The organism is Vibrio sp. SCSIO 43140, from assembly GCF_023716585.1.
GTDB classification, from domain to species: Bacteria; Pseudomonadota; Gammaproteobacteria; order Enterobacterales; family Vibrionaceae; genus Vibrio; species Vibrio maritimus_B.
In genome coordinates this window covers 1,636,879-1,651,260 of the sequence record NZ_CP071850.1, presented here as the reverse complement: position 1 = coordinate 1,651,260, position 14,382 = coordinate 1,636,879, and the positions used below count along the sequence as shown (strand labels likewise).

19 protein-coding genes are annotated in these 14,382 nt (G+C 44.3%); 5 read left to right on the top strand and 14 right to left on the bottom strand.

Annotation, left to right across the window (positions count from 1 at the left end):
* Positions 1-11: 11 nt before the first annotated feature.
* Entirely contained in the window at positions 12-1,706 is a 1,695-nt protein-coding gene (locus J4N45_RS07765; RefSeq protein ID WP_252014401.1) for a mechanosensitive ion channel family protein, read from the bottom strand.
* A 183-nt stretch (positions 1,707-1,889) separates the two neighbouring features.
* Here J4N45_RS07765 and J4N45_RS07760 point away from each other — a divergent pair, with 183 nt between their 5' ends.
* Entirely contained in the window at positions 1,890-2,141 is a 252-nt protein-coding gene (locus tag J4N45_RS07760) for a GlsB/YeaQ/YmgE family stress response membrane protein (RefSeq protein ID WP_252014399.1), read from the top strand.
* Between the two features lie 64 nt (positions 2,142-2,205).
* Here J4N45_RS07760 and J4N45_RS07755 read toward each other — a convergent pair whose 3' ends face one another.
* The 4 genes from J4N45_RS07755 to J4N45_RS07740 are packed head-to-tail and all read right to left on the bottom strand — an operon-like array spanning position 2,206 to position 4,486.
* Positions 2,206-2,622, bottom strand: coding sequence for a GNAT family N-acetyltransferase (locus J4N45_RS07755; RefSeq protein WP_252014669.1), 417 nt, complete (start codon positions 2,620-2,622; stop codon positions 2,206-2,208).
* A gap of 1 nt (position 2,623) precedes the next feature.
* Entirely contained in the window at positions 2,624-2,926 is a 303-nt protein-coding gene (locus tag J4N45_RS07750) for an antibiotic biosynthesis monooxygenase family protein (protein ID WP_252014398.1), read from the bottom strand.
* Positions 2,927-2,981: 55 nt separating this feature from the next.
* Positions 2,982-3,401: a DUF1801 domain-containing protein gene (locus J4N45_RS07745; protein WP_252014397.1), complete on the bottom strand. Its 420-nt coding sequence runs from the start codon at positions 3,399-3,401 to the stop codon at positions 2,982-2,984.
* Between the two features lie 26 nt (positions 3,402-3,427).
* The gene (locus tag J4N45_RS07740; protein ID WP_252014396.1) at positions 3,428-4,486 is read right to left on the bottom strand and encodes an oxidoreductase; all 1,059 of its coding nucleotides are present in this window, start codon (positions 4,484-4,486) and stop codon (positions 3,428-3,430) included.
* Positions 4,487-4,783: 297 nt separating this feature from the next.
* On the opposite strand from J4N45_RS07740, the gene J4N45_RS07735 reads away from it, so the two are divergent.
* From J4N45_RS07735 to J4N45_RS07725, 3 genes are all read left to right on the top strand, one after another.
* The gene (locus tag J4N45_RS07735) at positions 4,784-5,539 is read left to right on the top strand and encodes a DeoR/GlpR family DNA-binding transcription regulator (protein ID WP_252014395.1); all 756 of its coding nucleotides are present in this window, start codon (positions 4,784-4,786) and stop codon (positions 5,537-5,539) included.
* Between the two features lie 268 nt (positions 5,540-5,807).
* Positions 5,808-6,563 carry a hypothetical protein gene (locus J4N45_RS07730; protein WP_252014394.1) on the top strand — a complete coding sequence of 252 codons (756 nt, stop codon included), beginning with the start codon at positions 5,808-5,810 and terminating at the stop codon, positions 6,561-6,563.
* A 121-nt stretch (positions 6,564-6,684) separates the two neighbouring features.
* Positions 6,685-7,077 (top strand): hypothetical protein, encoded by a 393-nt coding sequence (locus tag J4N45_RS07725; protein WP_128648648.1) that lies wholly within the window; start codon positions 6,685-6,687, stop codon positions 7,075-7,077.
* 164 nt (positions 7,078-7,241) lie between these two features.
* On the opposite strand, the gene J4N45_RS07720 is transcribed toward J4N45_RS07725, so the two are convergent.
* Positions 7,242-7,613, bottom strand: coding sequence for a YybH family protein (locus J4N45_RS07720; protein ID WP_252014393.1), 372 nt, complete (start codon positions 7,611-7,613; stop codon positions 7,242-7,244).
* 129 nt (positions 7,614-7,742) lie between these two features.
* On the opposite strand from J4N45_RS07720, the gene J4N45_RS07715 reads away from it, so the two are divergent.
* Positions 7,743-8,606 (top strand): LysR family transcriptional regulator, encoded by an 864-nt coding sequence (locus J4N45_RS07715; protein WP_252014392.1) that lies wholly within the window; start codon positions 7,743-7,745, stop codon positions 8,604-8,606.
* A gap of 10 nt (positions 8,607-8,616) precedes the next feature.
* On the opposite strand, the gene J4N45_RS07710 is transcribed toward J4N45_RS07715, so the two are convergent.
* The 8 genes from J4N45_RS07710 to J4N45_RS07675 all read right to left on the bottom strand — a co-directional run bounded on the left by J4N45_RS07710 (position 8,617) and on the right by J4N45_RS07675 (position 14,377).
* Positions 8,617-9,555, bottom strand: coding sequence for a LysR family transcriptional regulator (locus J4N45_RS07710; protein WP_252014390.1), 939 nt, complete (start codon positions 9,553-9,555; stop codon positions 8,617-8,619).
* Between the two features lie 97 nt (positions 9,556-9,652).
* Positions 9,653-9,985 (bottom strand): RedY/HapK family protein, encoded by a 333-nt coding sequence (locus J4N45_RS07705; RefSeq protein WP_252014389.1) that lies wholly within the window; start codon positions 9,983-9,985, stop codon positions 9,653-9,655.
* Complete coding sequence (locus J4N45_RS07700) at positions 9,975-10,469, bottom strand: DMT family transporter (RefSeq protein WP_252014387.1); 495 nt, start codon at positions 10,467-10,469, stop codon at positions 9,975-9,977. The genes J4N45_RS07705 and J4N45_RS07700 overlap by 11 nt, the downstream gene beginning before the upstream one ends.
* Positions 10,466-10,906: a DMT family transporter gene (locus tag J4N45_RS07695; RefSeq protein WP_252014385.1), complete on the bottom strand. Its 441-nt coding sequence runs from the start codon at positions 10,904-10,906 to the stop codon at positions 10,466-10,468. The genes J4N45_RS07700 and J4N45_RS07695 overlap by 4 nt, the downstream gene beginning before the upstream one ends.
* Positions 10,903-11,418, bottom strand: coding sequence for a VOC family protein (locus tag J4N45_RS07690; protein WP_252014384.1), 516 nt, complete (start codon positions 11,416-11,418; stop codon positions 10,903-10,905). The genes J4N45_RS07695 and J4N45_RS07690 overlap by 4 nt, the downstream gene beginning before the upstream one ends.
* Entirely contained in the window at positions 11,418-11,777 is a 360-nt protein-coding gene (locus J4N45_RS07685; RefSeq protein WP_112479909.1) for a carboxymuconolactone decarboxylase family protein, read from the bottom strand. Before J4N45_RS07685 ends, J4N45_RS07690 begins: the two co-directional genes overlap by 1 nt.
* 165 nt (positions 11,778-11,942) lie before the next feature.
* On the bottom strand, positions 11,943-12,932 hold the full coding sequence (locus tag J4N45_RS07680) for a linear amide C-N hydrolase (RefSeq protein WP_252014382.1): 990 nt from the start codon (positions 12,930-12,932) through the stop codon (positions 11,943-11,945).
* Between the two features lie 89 nt (positions 12,933-13,021).
* Complete coding sequence (locus J4N45_RS07675) at positions 13,022-14,377, bottom strand: FUSC family protein (RefSeq protein WP_252014381.1); 1,356 nt, start codon at positions 14,375-14,377, stop codon at positions 13,022-13,024.
* Between the last annotated feature and the right edge of the window lie 5 nt (positions 14,378-14,382).

Genomic DNA, 14,382 nt, shown 5'->3' with positions numbered 1-14,382 from the left:
CCATTAAAATATTACGAGTTATCAGATGCGGCGTCTTTTACCATATGCAGATGCACATCTTGTTGTGGGAATGGGATCGAGATACCCTCGCGATCAAATCTGAGTTTGACCTCTTTGGTAATATCCCAATACACATCCCAATAGTCATCTGTTTTAACCCAAGGTCTGACGATAAAATCGACGGACGAGGTATTCAAGGTATGTACTTTAATATTGGGCTCTGGGGATTTCAGAACGGCTGGATGAGCATGGACGATCTCAGTTAAGACCTGCTCTGCTTTAAGTAAGTCATCGCCGTAGCCAATACCAAATATCATGTCTACGCGTCGAGTACGTTCGTGTGTGACATTCTTGATAACGTCACCCCAAATCTTGCTATTTGGAACGATGATAATCTGGTTGTCGAAGGTGCGAATAGTCGTGTTTACTAGACTCATATGGCTCACCTTGCCATCTACGCCACCCGCAAATACAAAATCCCCCACATCGAAAGGACGGTAGATGAGGAGCATCATACCAGCAGCAAAGTTAGACAACGTATCTTGTAGCGCGAAACCAATAATGACACCCGCAATACCGAAACCGGTTAGGATTGGCGCAAGATTCAAACCGATCTGCGACAGCCCCACCATGATGCCGATAACCCAAACAATGTTACCTGACATCGAAACAAAGAAGTTTTGCATCAGATGGGACAGTTTGAGGTTTTTATTGATTACCGCCTTCGAGACAACCTTTCGTACAAGCCTTACTATCGCTCGGGTTACGAACAAGATGAGTAGAAAAATAAGTACCTGGAACAGCTGCTGTGGAGCATTATCTGCGAGCCAATCAACAGCTTGGCTCCACCAATGGCTTATTAGTGAAAACATTACTTTGGCATCGAGAATATCTTGTGTAATGTTGCCAGTAATGGAGAACACCTGACGCTTATACTCAGACGTATCTAGTCCAACTTCATCACCCAACACAATAAGGTTTCTTAAGCTTTTTGTCTCAATGCTCAGGCGCTGTTTAAGAATCAGCTGGCTCGTTTGCAGCCCTGCTTTATCACCTTCTGGGGCCGACGCTATTTGCGTGCTTATTGCACTTGCTTGCTGTCCAAAATACTCAATAGACGCTGACGTTAAACGAAGGTTTTTACCAATAAGGACTTCAAACTCCGCTTCTGCTTCCTTGTCTTGTACATCCAGCTTTTCGAGCCATACTAGGTTTTGCCAGCTAGCGTCATAGGCTGAGTTCAAGTATTCCTGTAGCTCACTATAAGTGTTGAGAATAGACAACTTGCTCTCGTCTTTAGCCGCGTTAAACTGCTCTGTCACCTCTTCAATCTTCTTCTCGAGGTAAACTTTTGCTCCCGTCGTATATTTCTGTTGGACTCGAACCTGTTCGATCAGCATGTTTTTCGGCAATGAATCAGCGTCAATAGCATTACCAATCACTTCCCGAAGTTCATTGTTTTTGTTGAATAAGCGAAACTGAATCGCGTCTTTTTGATCACCACTCGTCACTTTCAAAGATTCGGATAAATCACGAATTTCGCCATTCACACGTGCCAACGCAGCTTCCGCTTTAGAGGTTGCAGGCGATGCTGTTTGAGCAGGTTCACTTTCTGCATGTAACAACCCGCTAAAACAAGTCAATGACAGTGATAAAAGTAGCGCAGCCCATATACGTCGGGATGGAAAAGAAGAAGGAACACTCATTCAAAACTCCTTGAAGGTGCTAGGTTTTTTATTAGTTACCTAATAATAGAACACTATTGCTCACTGCCTACCATCTCTAAATTGAGATTGTCTATATGATCACCGTCTACAACCAATAGCAAGTCTTTAAAAATCTAACCATCGTCTATGCTTAAGAAGATTCTCACTTCAAAGGAGTTACACATGGGCATTATCTCATGGATTATTCTAGGACTGATTGCAGGCGCCTTAGCAAAATGGTTAATGCCGGGGAATGATGGTGGTGGCTGGATTGCAACTATGCTTCTCGGAATTGCCGGCGCTTTTGTTGGTGGTTTTATTGGTGGATTTTTGGGATTTGGTGGGGCAAGCGGCATAAATATCGGCAGTATTATTACTGCGACGCTCGGTGCCTTTATCTTACTGTTTGTCTACAACCGATTCTTAAAAAATTAAATATTGACAGAGCGCAGTACGGTTCTAAATCTTTCCTGCGCTCTTTATCTGCGGCTTCAAGAGGCTAGATATCTAAATTGGCAGACGAGTTAAACGAATACATCTTCACTTCCTGACGCACCTCCCACCCCATAGACTTATAAAACATCTGAGCCTGTTCATTCTCAGTATTCACGAATAGATGGGTTTTACTGATCCCAATGTGGGCGAAGGCGTTGGTTACTTTTTCAACCAAGGATTTTCCGATGCGTTTGCCACGATAATCTGCCCCAACCGCAAGATGCTGAAGGTATCCACGCCGACCATCAGTACCCGCAAGCACTGCACCTACAATCTTGCCATGGACAATGGCGACAAAACTCATGTTCGGGTTTTTATCGAGGTACGAGGTGACGTTTTCTCGACTATCAGCCTCACGAATCAACATATGTTCAGTCTCTTGCCACAATGCCAAAACAGCATCATAGTCGGCGACCTGCATTTCACGATACGACACGTTCACTTGAGTAACTCCTTTTTACCTCAACGACTTCAACGGTGTAATTTACATACCACTTATCTTTACCTAGGAGCTGAGCCTTTTTATGTAAAGGGTCATCGCGCCATCGCGCGATATCTTGCTCACTAACCCAGTAAGATATGGCTAACTCTTGATTGCCTTCACAACTGCTGACAAAGTCTATACATCCGTATTTTGACATGGCGAGATCACGCAGTTGATTGGCGTAGAAAGAATACTCCTTATCTAGAGTTCGAATAGTAGCTTTAAAGATGACGGCAAACAAATCTGGCTCCTTGCTCTGTTTGTCGGTATTGGACGGGATTCAATATTGAGCTGTATCAGGTGCAGTCGTACCTAGATTCCATGTCTGATACCACTTTCATGAGAAGATCCTCTAGTGCTGAACGATCAATTTTTTCCAAATTCGTGATGTAAAGGCATGACTTAGCGGTTTTTACTTTGCCCAACGCGGCTAACTCTTTCTGAAATTTTTCAAAGCCTTGCATTACGTAAATAGTCGTGTTGCTCTTTCTAGGAGAGAAACCCGTCATCAACCAAGAATACGTTCCACGCGTGTTAGTGTATCGGTATTCTCCAAATCCGATAATACTCTCTCCCCACATAACTGGCTTACGACCCGTAATTTGAGTGAACATTGTGAGTAATGTCTCAGCATCCTCACGGCGCTGCTTATGTTCTACGCTTTCGATAAATTCGACAGGGCTTGCGTCTGATGGTCGTGTTTTTAGAGATGACATGGCTTTCCCCTATTTTGGTTATCTCGTTATAGCTTAAACCCTTTTGCCTCTATAACTGAAAGCTTCTTACCAAGATGGCTACTTTCCATAGCAAGCTCAATCAATCGAATAACTTGCAGCGCTTCTTCTGGTTTTACGGGAGGTTCAAGGCCATCCTGAATCGACGTAGCGAGTTGCTTAAAGTAGTCCTGATAAGCCCCAAGTTCAGTTTTTACCGCCTCTGAACCGACCTCTTGGTACAACGTGCCGTAGCTCTCCTGTGTCTCTTCTGACCAATTTAGCCTATTGGGAAGCACGCCAGAGATTAGCCGCGCTTCTTGAGGATCAAAGCCACACTTCTCATAATTTCCTAGCGTTCCTTTGACGGTGAAACGCCGATTAGGTCCAGCATCAAACATATCACCATGCAAAATCGCCAGACGCTCTGGATAATGTAGAATCACATGAAAATAATCGACATTAGTCGAGTTTTCACGTCGCATTTTGCACTCAGCGCTGACATAGTCCGGGACACCAAACAGCTCCACAGCTTGGTCAATAAGATGGGAACCGAGATCGAATAAGATCCCACCACCATCCGTCGTTTGTTCGCGCCAGCGTTGACGGACTTGAGGTCGGAAACGGTCATAGTGGGATTCAAAGTGTTTGATATCCCCGAGCTTCTCTTCTTCAATCAACTTTTTGACCGTAAGAAAGTCACCATCCCAACGTCGGTTGTGATAGATGCTCAAAACTCGATTGTGCTTTTTCGCCATTTCAATTAACGCTTCTCCGTCTTCAATACGGGTCACAAACGGTTTCTCTATCACCACATGTTTACCACTTTCTAGCGCTAGCTTCGCCAATTCAAAATGAACATGGTTTGGGGCGGTAATGATGACTAACTCTGCATCCGTATCCTCGATCATTGAGGTTGCGCTGGTGTAGTGTTTAACATCTGGCAACCTAGCATTGACCTCACCCGCTTTACTGGTGCTGATAGCGGTCAGTTCAAACTCAGGTAAGGTGGTGATAAATGGGATCTGGAAAGTTTTGGCGGAAAATCCATATCCGATGATGGCTGTTTTAATTCTCTTCTGTGTCATTGAACACTCTCTTTATTGATTAGTGACTACGGCATCATCAGCATTTCACTTAAGCGAAACCCTTCACTTTTCGCTTAACGTAACTTAAAAAATGCAAATTAACTTACGAAACCGCACAAACACGAATTATATTGCACATAAACTTACGTAATTTCAAGTTTAATCACGAACAAAGTGCTACATCGGACTTTTAACAACGAGTTAGCAAACCAAGATAAGTGGTTTTACGCACATATAAGTATTTATTGATATTCACTTACGCTACAATGACAAGCAGATGCAGCAAAGGATCAAACAATGACTCAAGAAGAACGATTGATAGCGATCGAAGAGCAGATAAAAAACCACGGAAAAGTCACCATCGAAGAGATATGCCAAGCCTATGAAATCTCTTACGATTCAGCTCGGCGAGATTTGGTTAAACTATCAGAGCGACCGGGAATATTGAGAATTAGAGGTGGTGCAATCTTAGATGAGAAAACCGTTAGTCTCTCATTTCATCAAAGGTCTGGTACAGATCCAATCAAGCTGCAGCTTGCCAAGTTTGCCGCTTCCCTAGTAGAAGAGAACGATATTGTTTTCCTCGACGCCGGTACGACGTGCACGGCGCTCGCTCAAAACCTCTCAGTCAAATCAACGGTCATTACCAACTCAATTGAGAGCTTGAGTGCCTTAAGTCATAAGCCCAACGTTCGAAAAAGTGTGCTTGGTGGCGCATTCGATGACTTTTCACACGCCATTCTGGGCGATATGACTATTGAGCAGATAAAAAAATATCAGGCAAGCAAGGCGTTTATAGGGATTGGTGCGATATCAGAATCTGGCATCACTACTGATTTAGAGACCGATGCCAACCTGAAACTGGCGATGGCAAATCAGTCTAAGCAAGTGATATGTGTGGTGGACAGTACTAAGTTCAACACGCAACTGATGTATCAATCTTGTACATGGGCAGATATTGATATCGTTGTCACGAATCAGCGACCACCAGAGAACATCGTAAAGCAGATCGAGCTTCATGGTGTGGAGTTAATTGAGGTCTTTTTTGAGTAAGTAATGACAGACTTTTCCTACATATGATTACTATTTGGTACAAGACGTTACAAAAATAACGCTCACATAATAACCATAAATGCAATCTTAGTTTTCATAATGCTGACAAATGCATCATTTACCCCTGACTCTGTGCAGGGTTTTTTTGTGTGTAATTCGCTCGTCCTCAAGGGGGATTAACACGACATTATTGACACATTTGATTTGTGCCCAGCCCAAGGGTTTTGCAGGGATGCATCTCTACAAATAGTATTTACAAGGCTAAGAAATGAAGAAGAGTTTACTCGTAATACCAATGACTGTACTTGCTAGCGCAAACGTTTTCGCAGATGAAGGCGCAAGTGGGGTAATGGAAGTTTACATTGATCAGGATTCAAACGCAGGTATCTACGGTGCAGTTGACATTGTTGAAGATGTGTATGCCGAAGTCGAGGTCGCTGAAAATGGCTATGGTTACATTGGCGCAGGCTACATGCTCACTCAAGACACAGGTCTGGCTGCTGGCTATGCCAAAGATGATTTTTCTGAAGAAGCACGTATCAAGACCTTCACTGGTCACAGCTTTGGTAACCTCTACCTACGCGGCGCGCTAGAGTACCGTCACGGTTTTGATGACTTCGTCGCGGGTGGTTCTGTTACGGGTGATGGTGTTGGTTCTAATAGCGATGTTATCTTGCCTAACCCGAGTCCAACCCCACCTCCAGAGTTCTTTTCAAACGATAGTGTGATCTTACCAAATTTTGAACCACACAACGGCTATACGGTCAATGTTCATCACGACAAGAGTCAAATTGTTAAGTTTACCGTTGGTGCTGATTACAATCTTGCAGACCAAGTTAAGCTTTCATACGACTACGATTACTTTAGCCAACTTGGCGACTACTACGGTGCCGAAGACGCTCAGTCTCATACATTTAAAGCTGTGTACACCGGTAGTGACATATTCCAGCCTTACGTGAAGCATGCCGTAGACCAAGACTTCAACAACGGTTTCACTACGTTAGGTATCGCGATTCCATTCTAAGCCAATGGATCTCTATAAGTTTGAGAGGGTTTACCGCCCTCTCATCAAAATGCTTCACACGTCTATTAGGAGAGACAATGACAATATCATACGCCGTTCAATCACAGCGAAGGCGTCCAACATGAATTCGATCATGAGCGCTCTATACGAGCAAATTAAGGTATTGCGAGAGACCAATTCTCCCTATAACTTGATCCGAGCCAGTGAGCTCACCGATATGGTAAAGAGGCTGCGAAGCGGCAAGTATTGCGTTTACCAACTTCAAGAAAGCTTAAGGACAGGAAAACAAACAATACATATATCAAGTTTGAGTCGAGACAGTGTTCGAGCGCAATATCATCATGAGTTAGACGCTGCGAAAGAAGAGATAAAAAAGCTAAATAAAACAACCGATAAGGAGTACTGGATTTACGATTGGGGAGCTCACGAAAAGTTCGAAGTTTACGAAATTGTCCCAACAGGTGGGGACATCCTAATCAGAACCGTAGAGCTAGTAGAACGCCCTTTAAATTAAACTTAAAAACGCTTTAAAGGCTAGTCGCTATTAACATCACATAACTATTTCAAGACTAGCACGACAGTCCCGTTCCAAAGAATCCATTAGCAGTGGTTTCTTCTCACAAAGACCCGCAACGTCATTCAACGCTGCAGGTAGATTCTTCGCACTTTCACTCTGAGCTATCGCTCACCCAACACTTCAAACTCATCGTAAGTTAAACGAGATAACCCATCTTCTTGTATCTCCCACAACTCTTTGTGTACCACACCGAACGCTTTATTCATGGTCCAATCGGCACTCAAGATGTAGCCAGTGTCATTCTCTTTTACCCACTTCACATTGGTGTAGTCAACATCGGCAAAACCCTGATCCATGATGCCTTGCCAAAATGCTTCAATCGCCTCACGTCCTTCAAAGGTACCAAATGGTTTGGCGACCATTACCGCATCCTCAGCGTATCGTGCTGCACAGCCTACTGCGTCTTGGCTATTGAACGCCGATTGCCAACCTGAAATACCTGCTTTTGACTGTTCTAAAACGGATTCACTCATCATTTTTTCCTACTGTTCCCGCTGTTGATAAGCCAATATTAGGCGTACAATTAACAAAGAAAAACAAAGTAATCAGAAATAACTATTCTGTAAAACAGAACAATAATGAATGGGTTAACGAAGGTACTTATGAATAAGCTACGTTTGATGTCGGTATTTGTTCAGGTAGTCGAAAGCGGTTCTATTTCCAAAGCAGCAGATAAACTGGATGTCTCCAAATCAGTGGTCAGTACTGCCCTCAAGCAGCTTGAGCAAGAGCTCTATACCACATTACTTAAACGCACGACCAGAAAACAGACCCTCACCTCCGCAGGCGAGCGCTTTTATGCAAAGTGTGCCCAGATGAGTGCAATCGCCGAAAGTGCTTGGTTAGAAGCGTCCTCTTCTCTTGAAGCGCCCAAAGGTAGGCTGACCGTTACCGCGCCCCACGCACTAATGAAATCGATTGTCTTGCCAAGCCTCACTGCCAAATTCAAAGATCATCCACAAGTAAGCTTAAACTTGATTGCTGACGACAAGCATGTCGATATTATTCAAGACGATGTCGACCTTGCCATTCGCATTGGAAGCTCAAAAAATTCCAATTTGAAACAACGTAAACTTGGAGAGTTCGTCGATCTGCTTTGTAGCACTGAGACCAAAAACATCAATGTTCTATCGACACCATACATCGCGCAACATTGGGAGTCTGAACCAATAACGCATGAGTTAGAAGTCAATGGTCAAAGTGAGACTATCCACTTCCCTATCTCACATAGAGCCAGTACGGTTTTTGATGTAGTTAGTTTGATAGAAACAGGGTTAGGTATTGGATTGGTTCCCGACTTTATTCTTAATAAACACAAGAGCCTAAGCGCTATCTCAGACGCGCGACCAACTAAAGTGAATCCGATTTATGTACTGCATCCGTATCAAGCGCATGTGCCGCTGGTTGTTACGTTAGCCATAGAGGCTATTGAAAAGATGATTAGTGAGCGATTGACTAGCAGCTGATTGGAGCCAACTAACGTGCATCCCAATAGCACAACCCTTGAGTATTATTATCGATAAATTTTTCTTCCAAGAAATCGATAACAACGCGAACCTTTGCAGCCAGGTTATCTGTATCTAGATAAAGCGCACTAATCACTTGAGGCTCGGCACTGGTGGATACTTTGTAATCTTCCATAATAGCTACCAAGCTGCCATCCGCAAGGTGCTCACCTATCAGCCAAGATGGAAAAACGACAATTCCGCTACCGCCTATCGCGGCTGAGACTAAACTCTCAGCGTTGTTGCTATAGAGGGTTCCTGAAACCTCAAAGGGCTCCAGCTTGTCGGTACCAACGAACCAACGCTGCAAACCCGATGTGCCCCGAAACACGAGGCAGTTGTGCTGCTTGAGATCGTCTGGTGTCTGAGGTGAACCCATCAATTTGATATATTTAGGACTTGCAGCCATGACATAGCGTTGGTCAGCAAATCGCTTCATCCTTAGTGACGAGTCTTGTGGAACCCCAATTCTAATAAGAAGGTCAATTGCTTCCGCCGCTGGATCAATGAAGGCGTCCGTTTGCTGAATTTCGACTTTGAGTAGAGGATACCGTTCGAGCAGTTCTGAAAGGTATGGAGCAATATGAAGGCGACCGAAAGCGACTGGTGCGCTTATCTTTATCGTTCCTCGGGGCGTATCGGCTCTTTGTTCTATTTGCTCAACGACTCTCTCGTACTGGTGGATCATTTCTCCACAGTATTTACTAAATGCCACACCTTCATCGGTCAAAGAAATGGAACGAGTATGGCGATGAAGCAGCTTACTGCCGACCTTTTCTTCAAGCTGTGCCATTTTCCTAGAGACAGACGACGGCGTCATATCATGAGCACGGGCGACGGCTGAGAAATTGCCGAGCTCAGTAGTCATCAAAAACAGTTTGATTTCCAGCAAGGTGACATCGTAATTCACTAAAACTCTCCTATGTTTAGTCCCTAAGCGTAACCCTTAAAAATGAAAAAGGACAAGCTCTCTGTTGGCTTGTCCTCTCTTTTTAGTATTCTGGCAATTATGAGTTCATTGCACCAAGAATGTTCTCTGTAACAATAAACTGAGCATCTTTAGCGAACGAGTTGAACTGCTCGACAATCGCTTTCATTTCCCCAGTTTGAACATCTTCTAAGAATGCCTCTTCTGAGCTCACCTCAATTACCTCAAAGTAATCCCATGGTGAAGCGTTTTGCGTCCCAAACATGTTCAGCCCTTTGTATACGTTAAATGACGATACGCTGTTTAGTCGATTTACTGTCGGAAGATCGGCTTCCTTAGCCCACTTAAGATACGTGGTTTCATCTACATCATTTTTAAGATTAAAAAATACGATTAGCGTTTTAGCTGACATTCGAGAGTTCCTGTTTCAGTTCATTTTCAATAACGGGTGTTTTTTGTCGATTGGCGAAATAGATACACACCAATGCGCCCGCGATACATAACATGGCAGCCAAGCGCCAGTAGTTTAATTCTATTTGTGCGTTGCCGAGCCAGCCTTGAGTATCAATGACTAGGCTCATAATCATCTGACCTAAGATGGTTGAAATGCTGGCCATCGCGACACCGACTCTAGGCACTGCAGCCACCATAACGACCATATAAACGATGCCAAACAGTGCACCAGTAAGTTGCCACTTAGGTACAGACAGCAATGTCACGTCGTAGCTTGGTTCAAAGAAAAAGATCAATAAGCCCGTGATAACCGTGCCCATCGCAAACGTCAGCAGTGAGCTTTCAATAACGCCTACTTTAGCGCCAAGCTTTCCATTAATCGCGGCTTGAGCGCTCAGTGCCATACCAGAAGTGATGGCAAGTATTACGATTGCAAACATCATTGCGCTCCTAAGTAAACAAAACAAAGTGCTAAACCGACCAAGACCAAAGCGACAAGTCGTAGCAGATTCGTCGCCTGTTTTTTCACTCCAAACCATCCAAAATAGTCAATGGCGAAGCTCTTGGTTATTTGCCCAAGTAAGACACAAATCATGGTCATCGCAACACCAAGCAATGGCGTCGCGAGTGTCAGCACTACCACATAAATTGGCCCTAGTAGGCCTCCAACAAGCTGCCACTTTGGAATAGATTTCCAATCGGTAAACTTCCCATTCGGAGTGAAGAAGCGAATAAGCCAAAGCAGTGCAGTCCCCACCCCAAAGATGCTCAGTGTTGCCCATAAGTGCCCCACTTCCTCTCCAAGGGGTCCCAAAAGACCCGCCTCGAAAGAGAGTCCCATACCAGCCAGCACAATCAGTGCGATAAAAATAATATTCATCGTGGGTCAAACAACACAACTGAGCTATCACGTTGGTAGGCTTTACCATTCGGGTAAGACACTAATTCAAGTTGCATTCCCCACGGAGCCATAACGTAGACCCAAGACTCGCCAGCGGTTGGACCGTCGGTCATCACACTTGGCTCGCCAAGAACTTCAATTCCCTGTTCTCTTAGGTATTGAACTGCCGTGTCCATATCATCGACATAAAAAGCAAGATGATGCCCACCAATATCGGCGTTGTTTGGCGATGTTTTACGGCGAGTGACCGAATCTGAGTATTCAAAAATCTCTAGGTTGATGCCTTTAGCGCTCATCACCGCAATCTTGGTGATCTCTGCTCGAGGATCCACATTTAGATGCTCAGCCATCCAGTTGTCGTCAGACGCAAAAGGGCCAAACTGGTACGCTAGCTCGAAGTCAAAGTGCTGCTTAAAGAAAGCGATAGCTTGTTCTAAGTTCGGCACAGTGAAACCGATATGATCCGGTTTTTTAAGCCCTGGAATAGCCATTAGATATCACCTCTTTCATGACGAAGTTTGTTAAGTGCACCCATAGTGGTCGCACCTTTATTAAAGCCAGTGTAAGCCGATGCGAAGATAATCAACTCTTCGAGTTCTTCATAAGTCGCACCTTGCTTCAATGCCATATCAACATGCGCACCAAATGGGTTACCTTCCCCAGTGACGTTTAGCGCCATTTGATCAATAGCAATACTGATTAGCGCTTTAGTTTTTTGGTCGATTAGAGGCATTCCCCAACCTTCCCCAGCAACACGAACGGTCATATCACCCCATACCGGGTTGATAGATTTAAGACCTTCAATCAATGCTTGGTCATCAAGCACAGCATTTTTATATTTGTTCGTCATAACGACACTCTCTTTCAAAACTGTTGGACCACTTAGCTGAGTCATGTCAGCGGATGAGAGGAATTATAGAGAGGTGGGCATTTGGAAAAACTAGCGGATGAGAACAACACTTGTGCAGAATTTGCATAGATAAAAAAGGCACTCATTTGAGTGCCTTTGGAAAAACTAAAACTTCGCCATATACGACTTATCAAGCGGCATTCTGAAATCCTTACCCATCATGTCGTAAACGTTGAATTGAACCGTATTCCAGTTTTCATCGAAGTTGTACTCGAATACTGTGTCACCGGTTTCAAGACTCTGCGTGATGGTGTATTCCGTAGCGTAGCCTGACATACCGTGACCAAAGTCTTTGTATGGCGCATCTACTGGCACTCGGAATGGAACGGTTGACAACTTCATCATGCCATTGGTAACACTTGTCGGTTGCTCTAGGTGACTCATAAAGTAGTTTGCGTGTAGGAAACGACTGTGAGAGTTACCGTTGCCGATTGAACCATAATCGGTATCACGCGTTGCGTCTTTAAAGCGGGGTTCCACTTCTTTAAGTTGCTCCAACTGAATCTTCATCGATGGATCGTTAGTCATGACCATAGCATCGTCACCTCGATAGGAATTGATACCGTCTTCATCCATCTCGATGACAAGACGGTCACCACTCTTATCGGTTACCGACCAGTGCAGTTTCATTTCAACTGGCATACCTTCCATATCAATCGATGCAAACTCAATGTTTGGCAACGCTTTCACTATTTCATCAACTGATGCGTAGCTGGCCAGTAAGTACTCTGCTACCGTAAACTGAGTCACCTCAGAGCCTTTTGTTGCTTTCTTCATTGTCATGTCAGGGTAGAACAGTGCGTTTACCTGCAAACCTTCGCTATTGACGCCATCCGCGACTAGTTCGCCGTAAGCAAGCACGGCAACCATGTCATACTTAACCGTATATTTGTCACCCAAGCCGTTGCCTTGGATGGCTCGGATGTCACCTTTGTTGATATTTCCCAAGACAGGTTTGGTCGATTCCATCCAATCCATTGTTCTTGAGGTAAAGGTGCCAAGCTCAGTATTCCAAGCTACTGATGTACATGCGTCAGCGATGCCCGAAGCCATAGTGCCAGTAAGAAGTGCGATAGTTATTGCTTTTAATTTCATGGTAACTCCAAATCACGTTAAGGAACGATATGGAGTGTAAAATGGTAATGAGAAATCAATAACTCTGCAGGAGAGGACTGAGCCCTCACCTAAGCTTTAATCGAAAACACTTTTGAGTAAAACTCGATAAGTAACAATGACATAAATAGTATCACGATCATATTGAGCGGTCCCTGTATGTTGAATGAAGGGACTAACTCAACCGCACTAGCAGGTATGTTCACAAGGATGTTCCCCGCGAGCGATTTAAGTGGGCTCATTTTAAGGATGTCGCACAATTGCCAAAACAACACAGCGTTGCAAAAATAGAGCGCCAAAATCTGCCACGCTTCTGTAAGCGCAGGCATGATAAAGGTGTACTGCAGCAATAAAAACGCTGCAACGATAGTATAAAACAGCATGATGTATTTCACTGCCTTGCCTGGAATCGCCAATATGTTCGCAGCCAAGACACCTGCCAATGTTGGGAAAAGCACGCCGTTAGGCACTGGCATGTAAATCCACAAAGCGAAAGCAGTGACAGTCACACAAGCTGCAATGTTGGCAAAAAATATCCTTTTTTCCTTGGGTAGAGACATTAGCGGCAATCTAGACAAACTTCGTTTATTGATGTGATGCAGCGGAACATCGCCTTCACTTTCAAGAAAATCTCGGACTTTTTCGATCAGTTCATCGAGAACTTGCAGATCGAGTTCAGATACATTCGTCATCTCTCCTGAACTCGCTTGATCGACGATCTTACTTGCGTTGTCGACAACCGTACTCAGTTCCACCAGCCTCTCTCGATGACGGGATAAAAAGTCACTATCTTCTACCGGAAGAGAAAGCAGTTCCTTTAATCCATTAGAGGTCTTCTTCACACTTGCAGCTAGCTTGCTGATTGCTTCAAAGTCGGGTTTATCAGCTTTAAGCAAGGTTGAAAGCGTTTGGAGTTCAGCCAACCCAGTTTGGGCTCGTTTGATGTAAGCCTCATCCGTTGACGTTGGCCAAACCAATCGATACACCAATGAGAAGACCACTACACCGAGTACCGTATCCTGCATTCTCAATATCGCAGTATTGATTACCGAGGCACTGTCCGCCGAAACGGAGCTAGAAATGATTAAGCAGACAGTAATCGCAATATTGAACATATAGCCCAATGAACGGTGGGACTGATAATACACACAGACCCACAAGAAAGCGGTGAGTGACGCGATAAACATCACTCGATCTTGTGCAGACAGCCCAATTATCAGAAACGCAACAACAGTGCCTATCACCGTGCCATAAAGACGATTGCGGCTTTTTTGCGCCCAATAGCCATATATCTCTAAGGTTGCGAGTACAGTTACCGTAAGCATCGACCACGATGTTTTTGACCACCCTAACGACATAGAACAAAACATCGCGAGAATTAACGCGAGCCCGTACTTAATGGCCGCTTTCATAGACGGATTTAACATAGCTC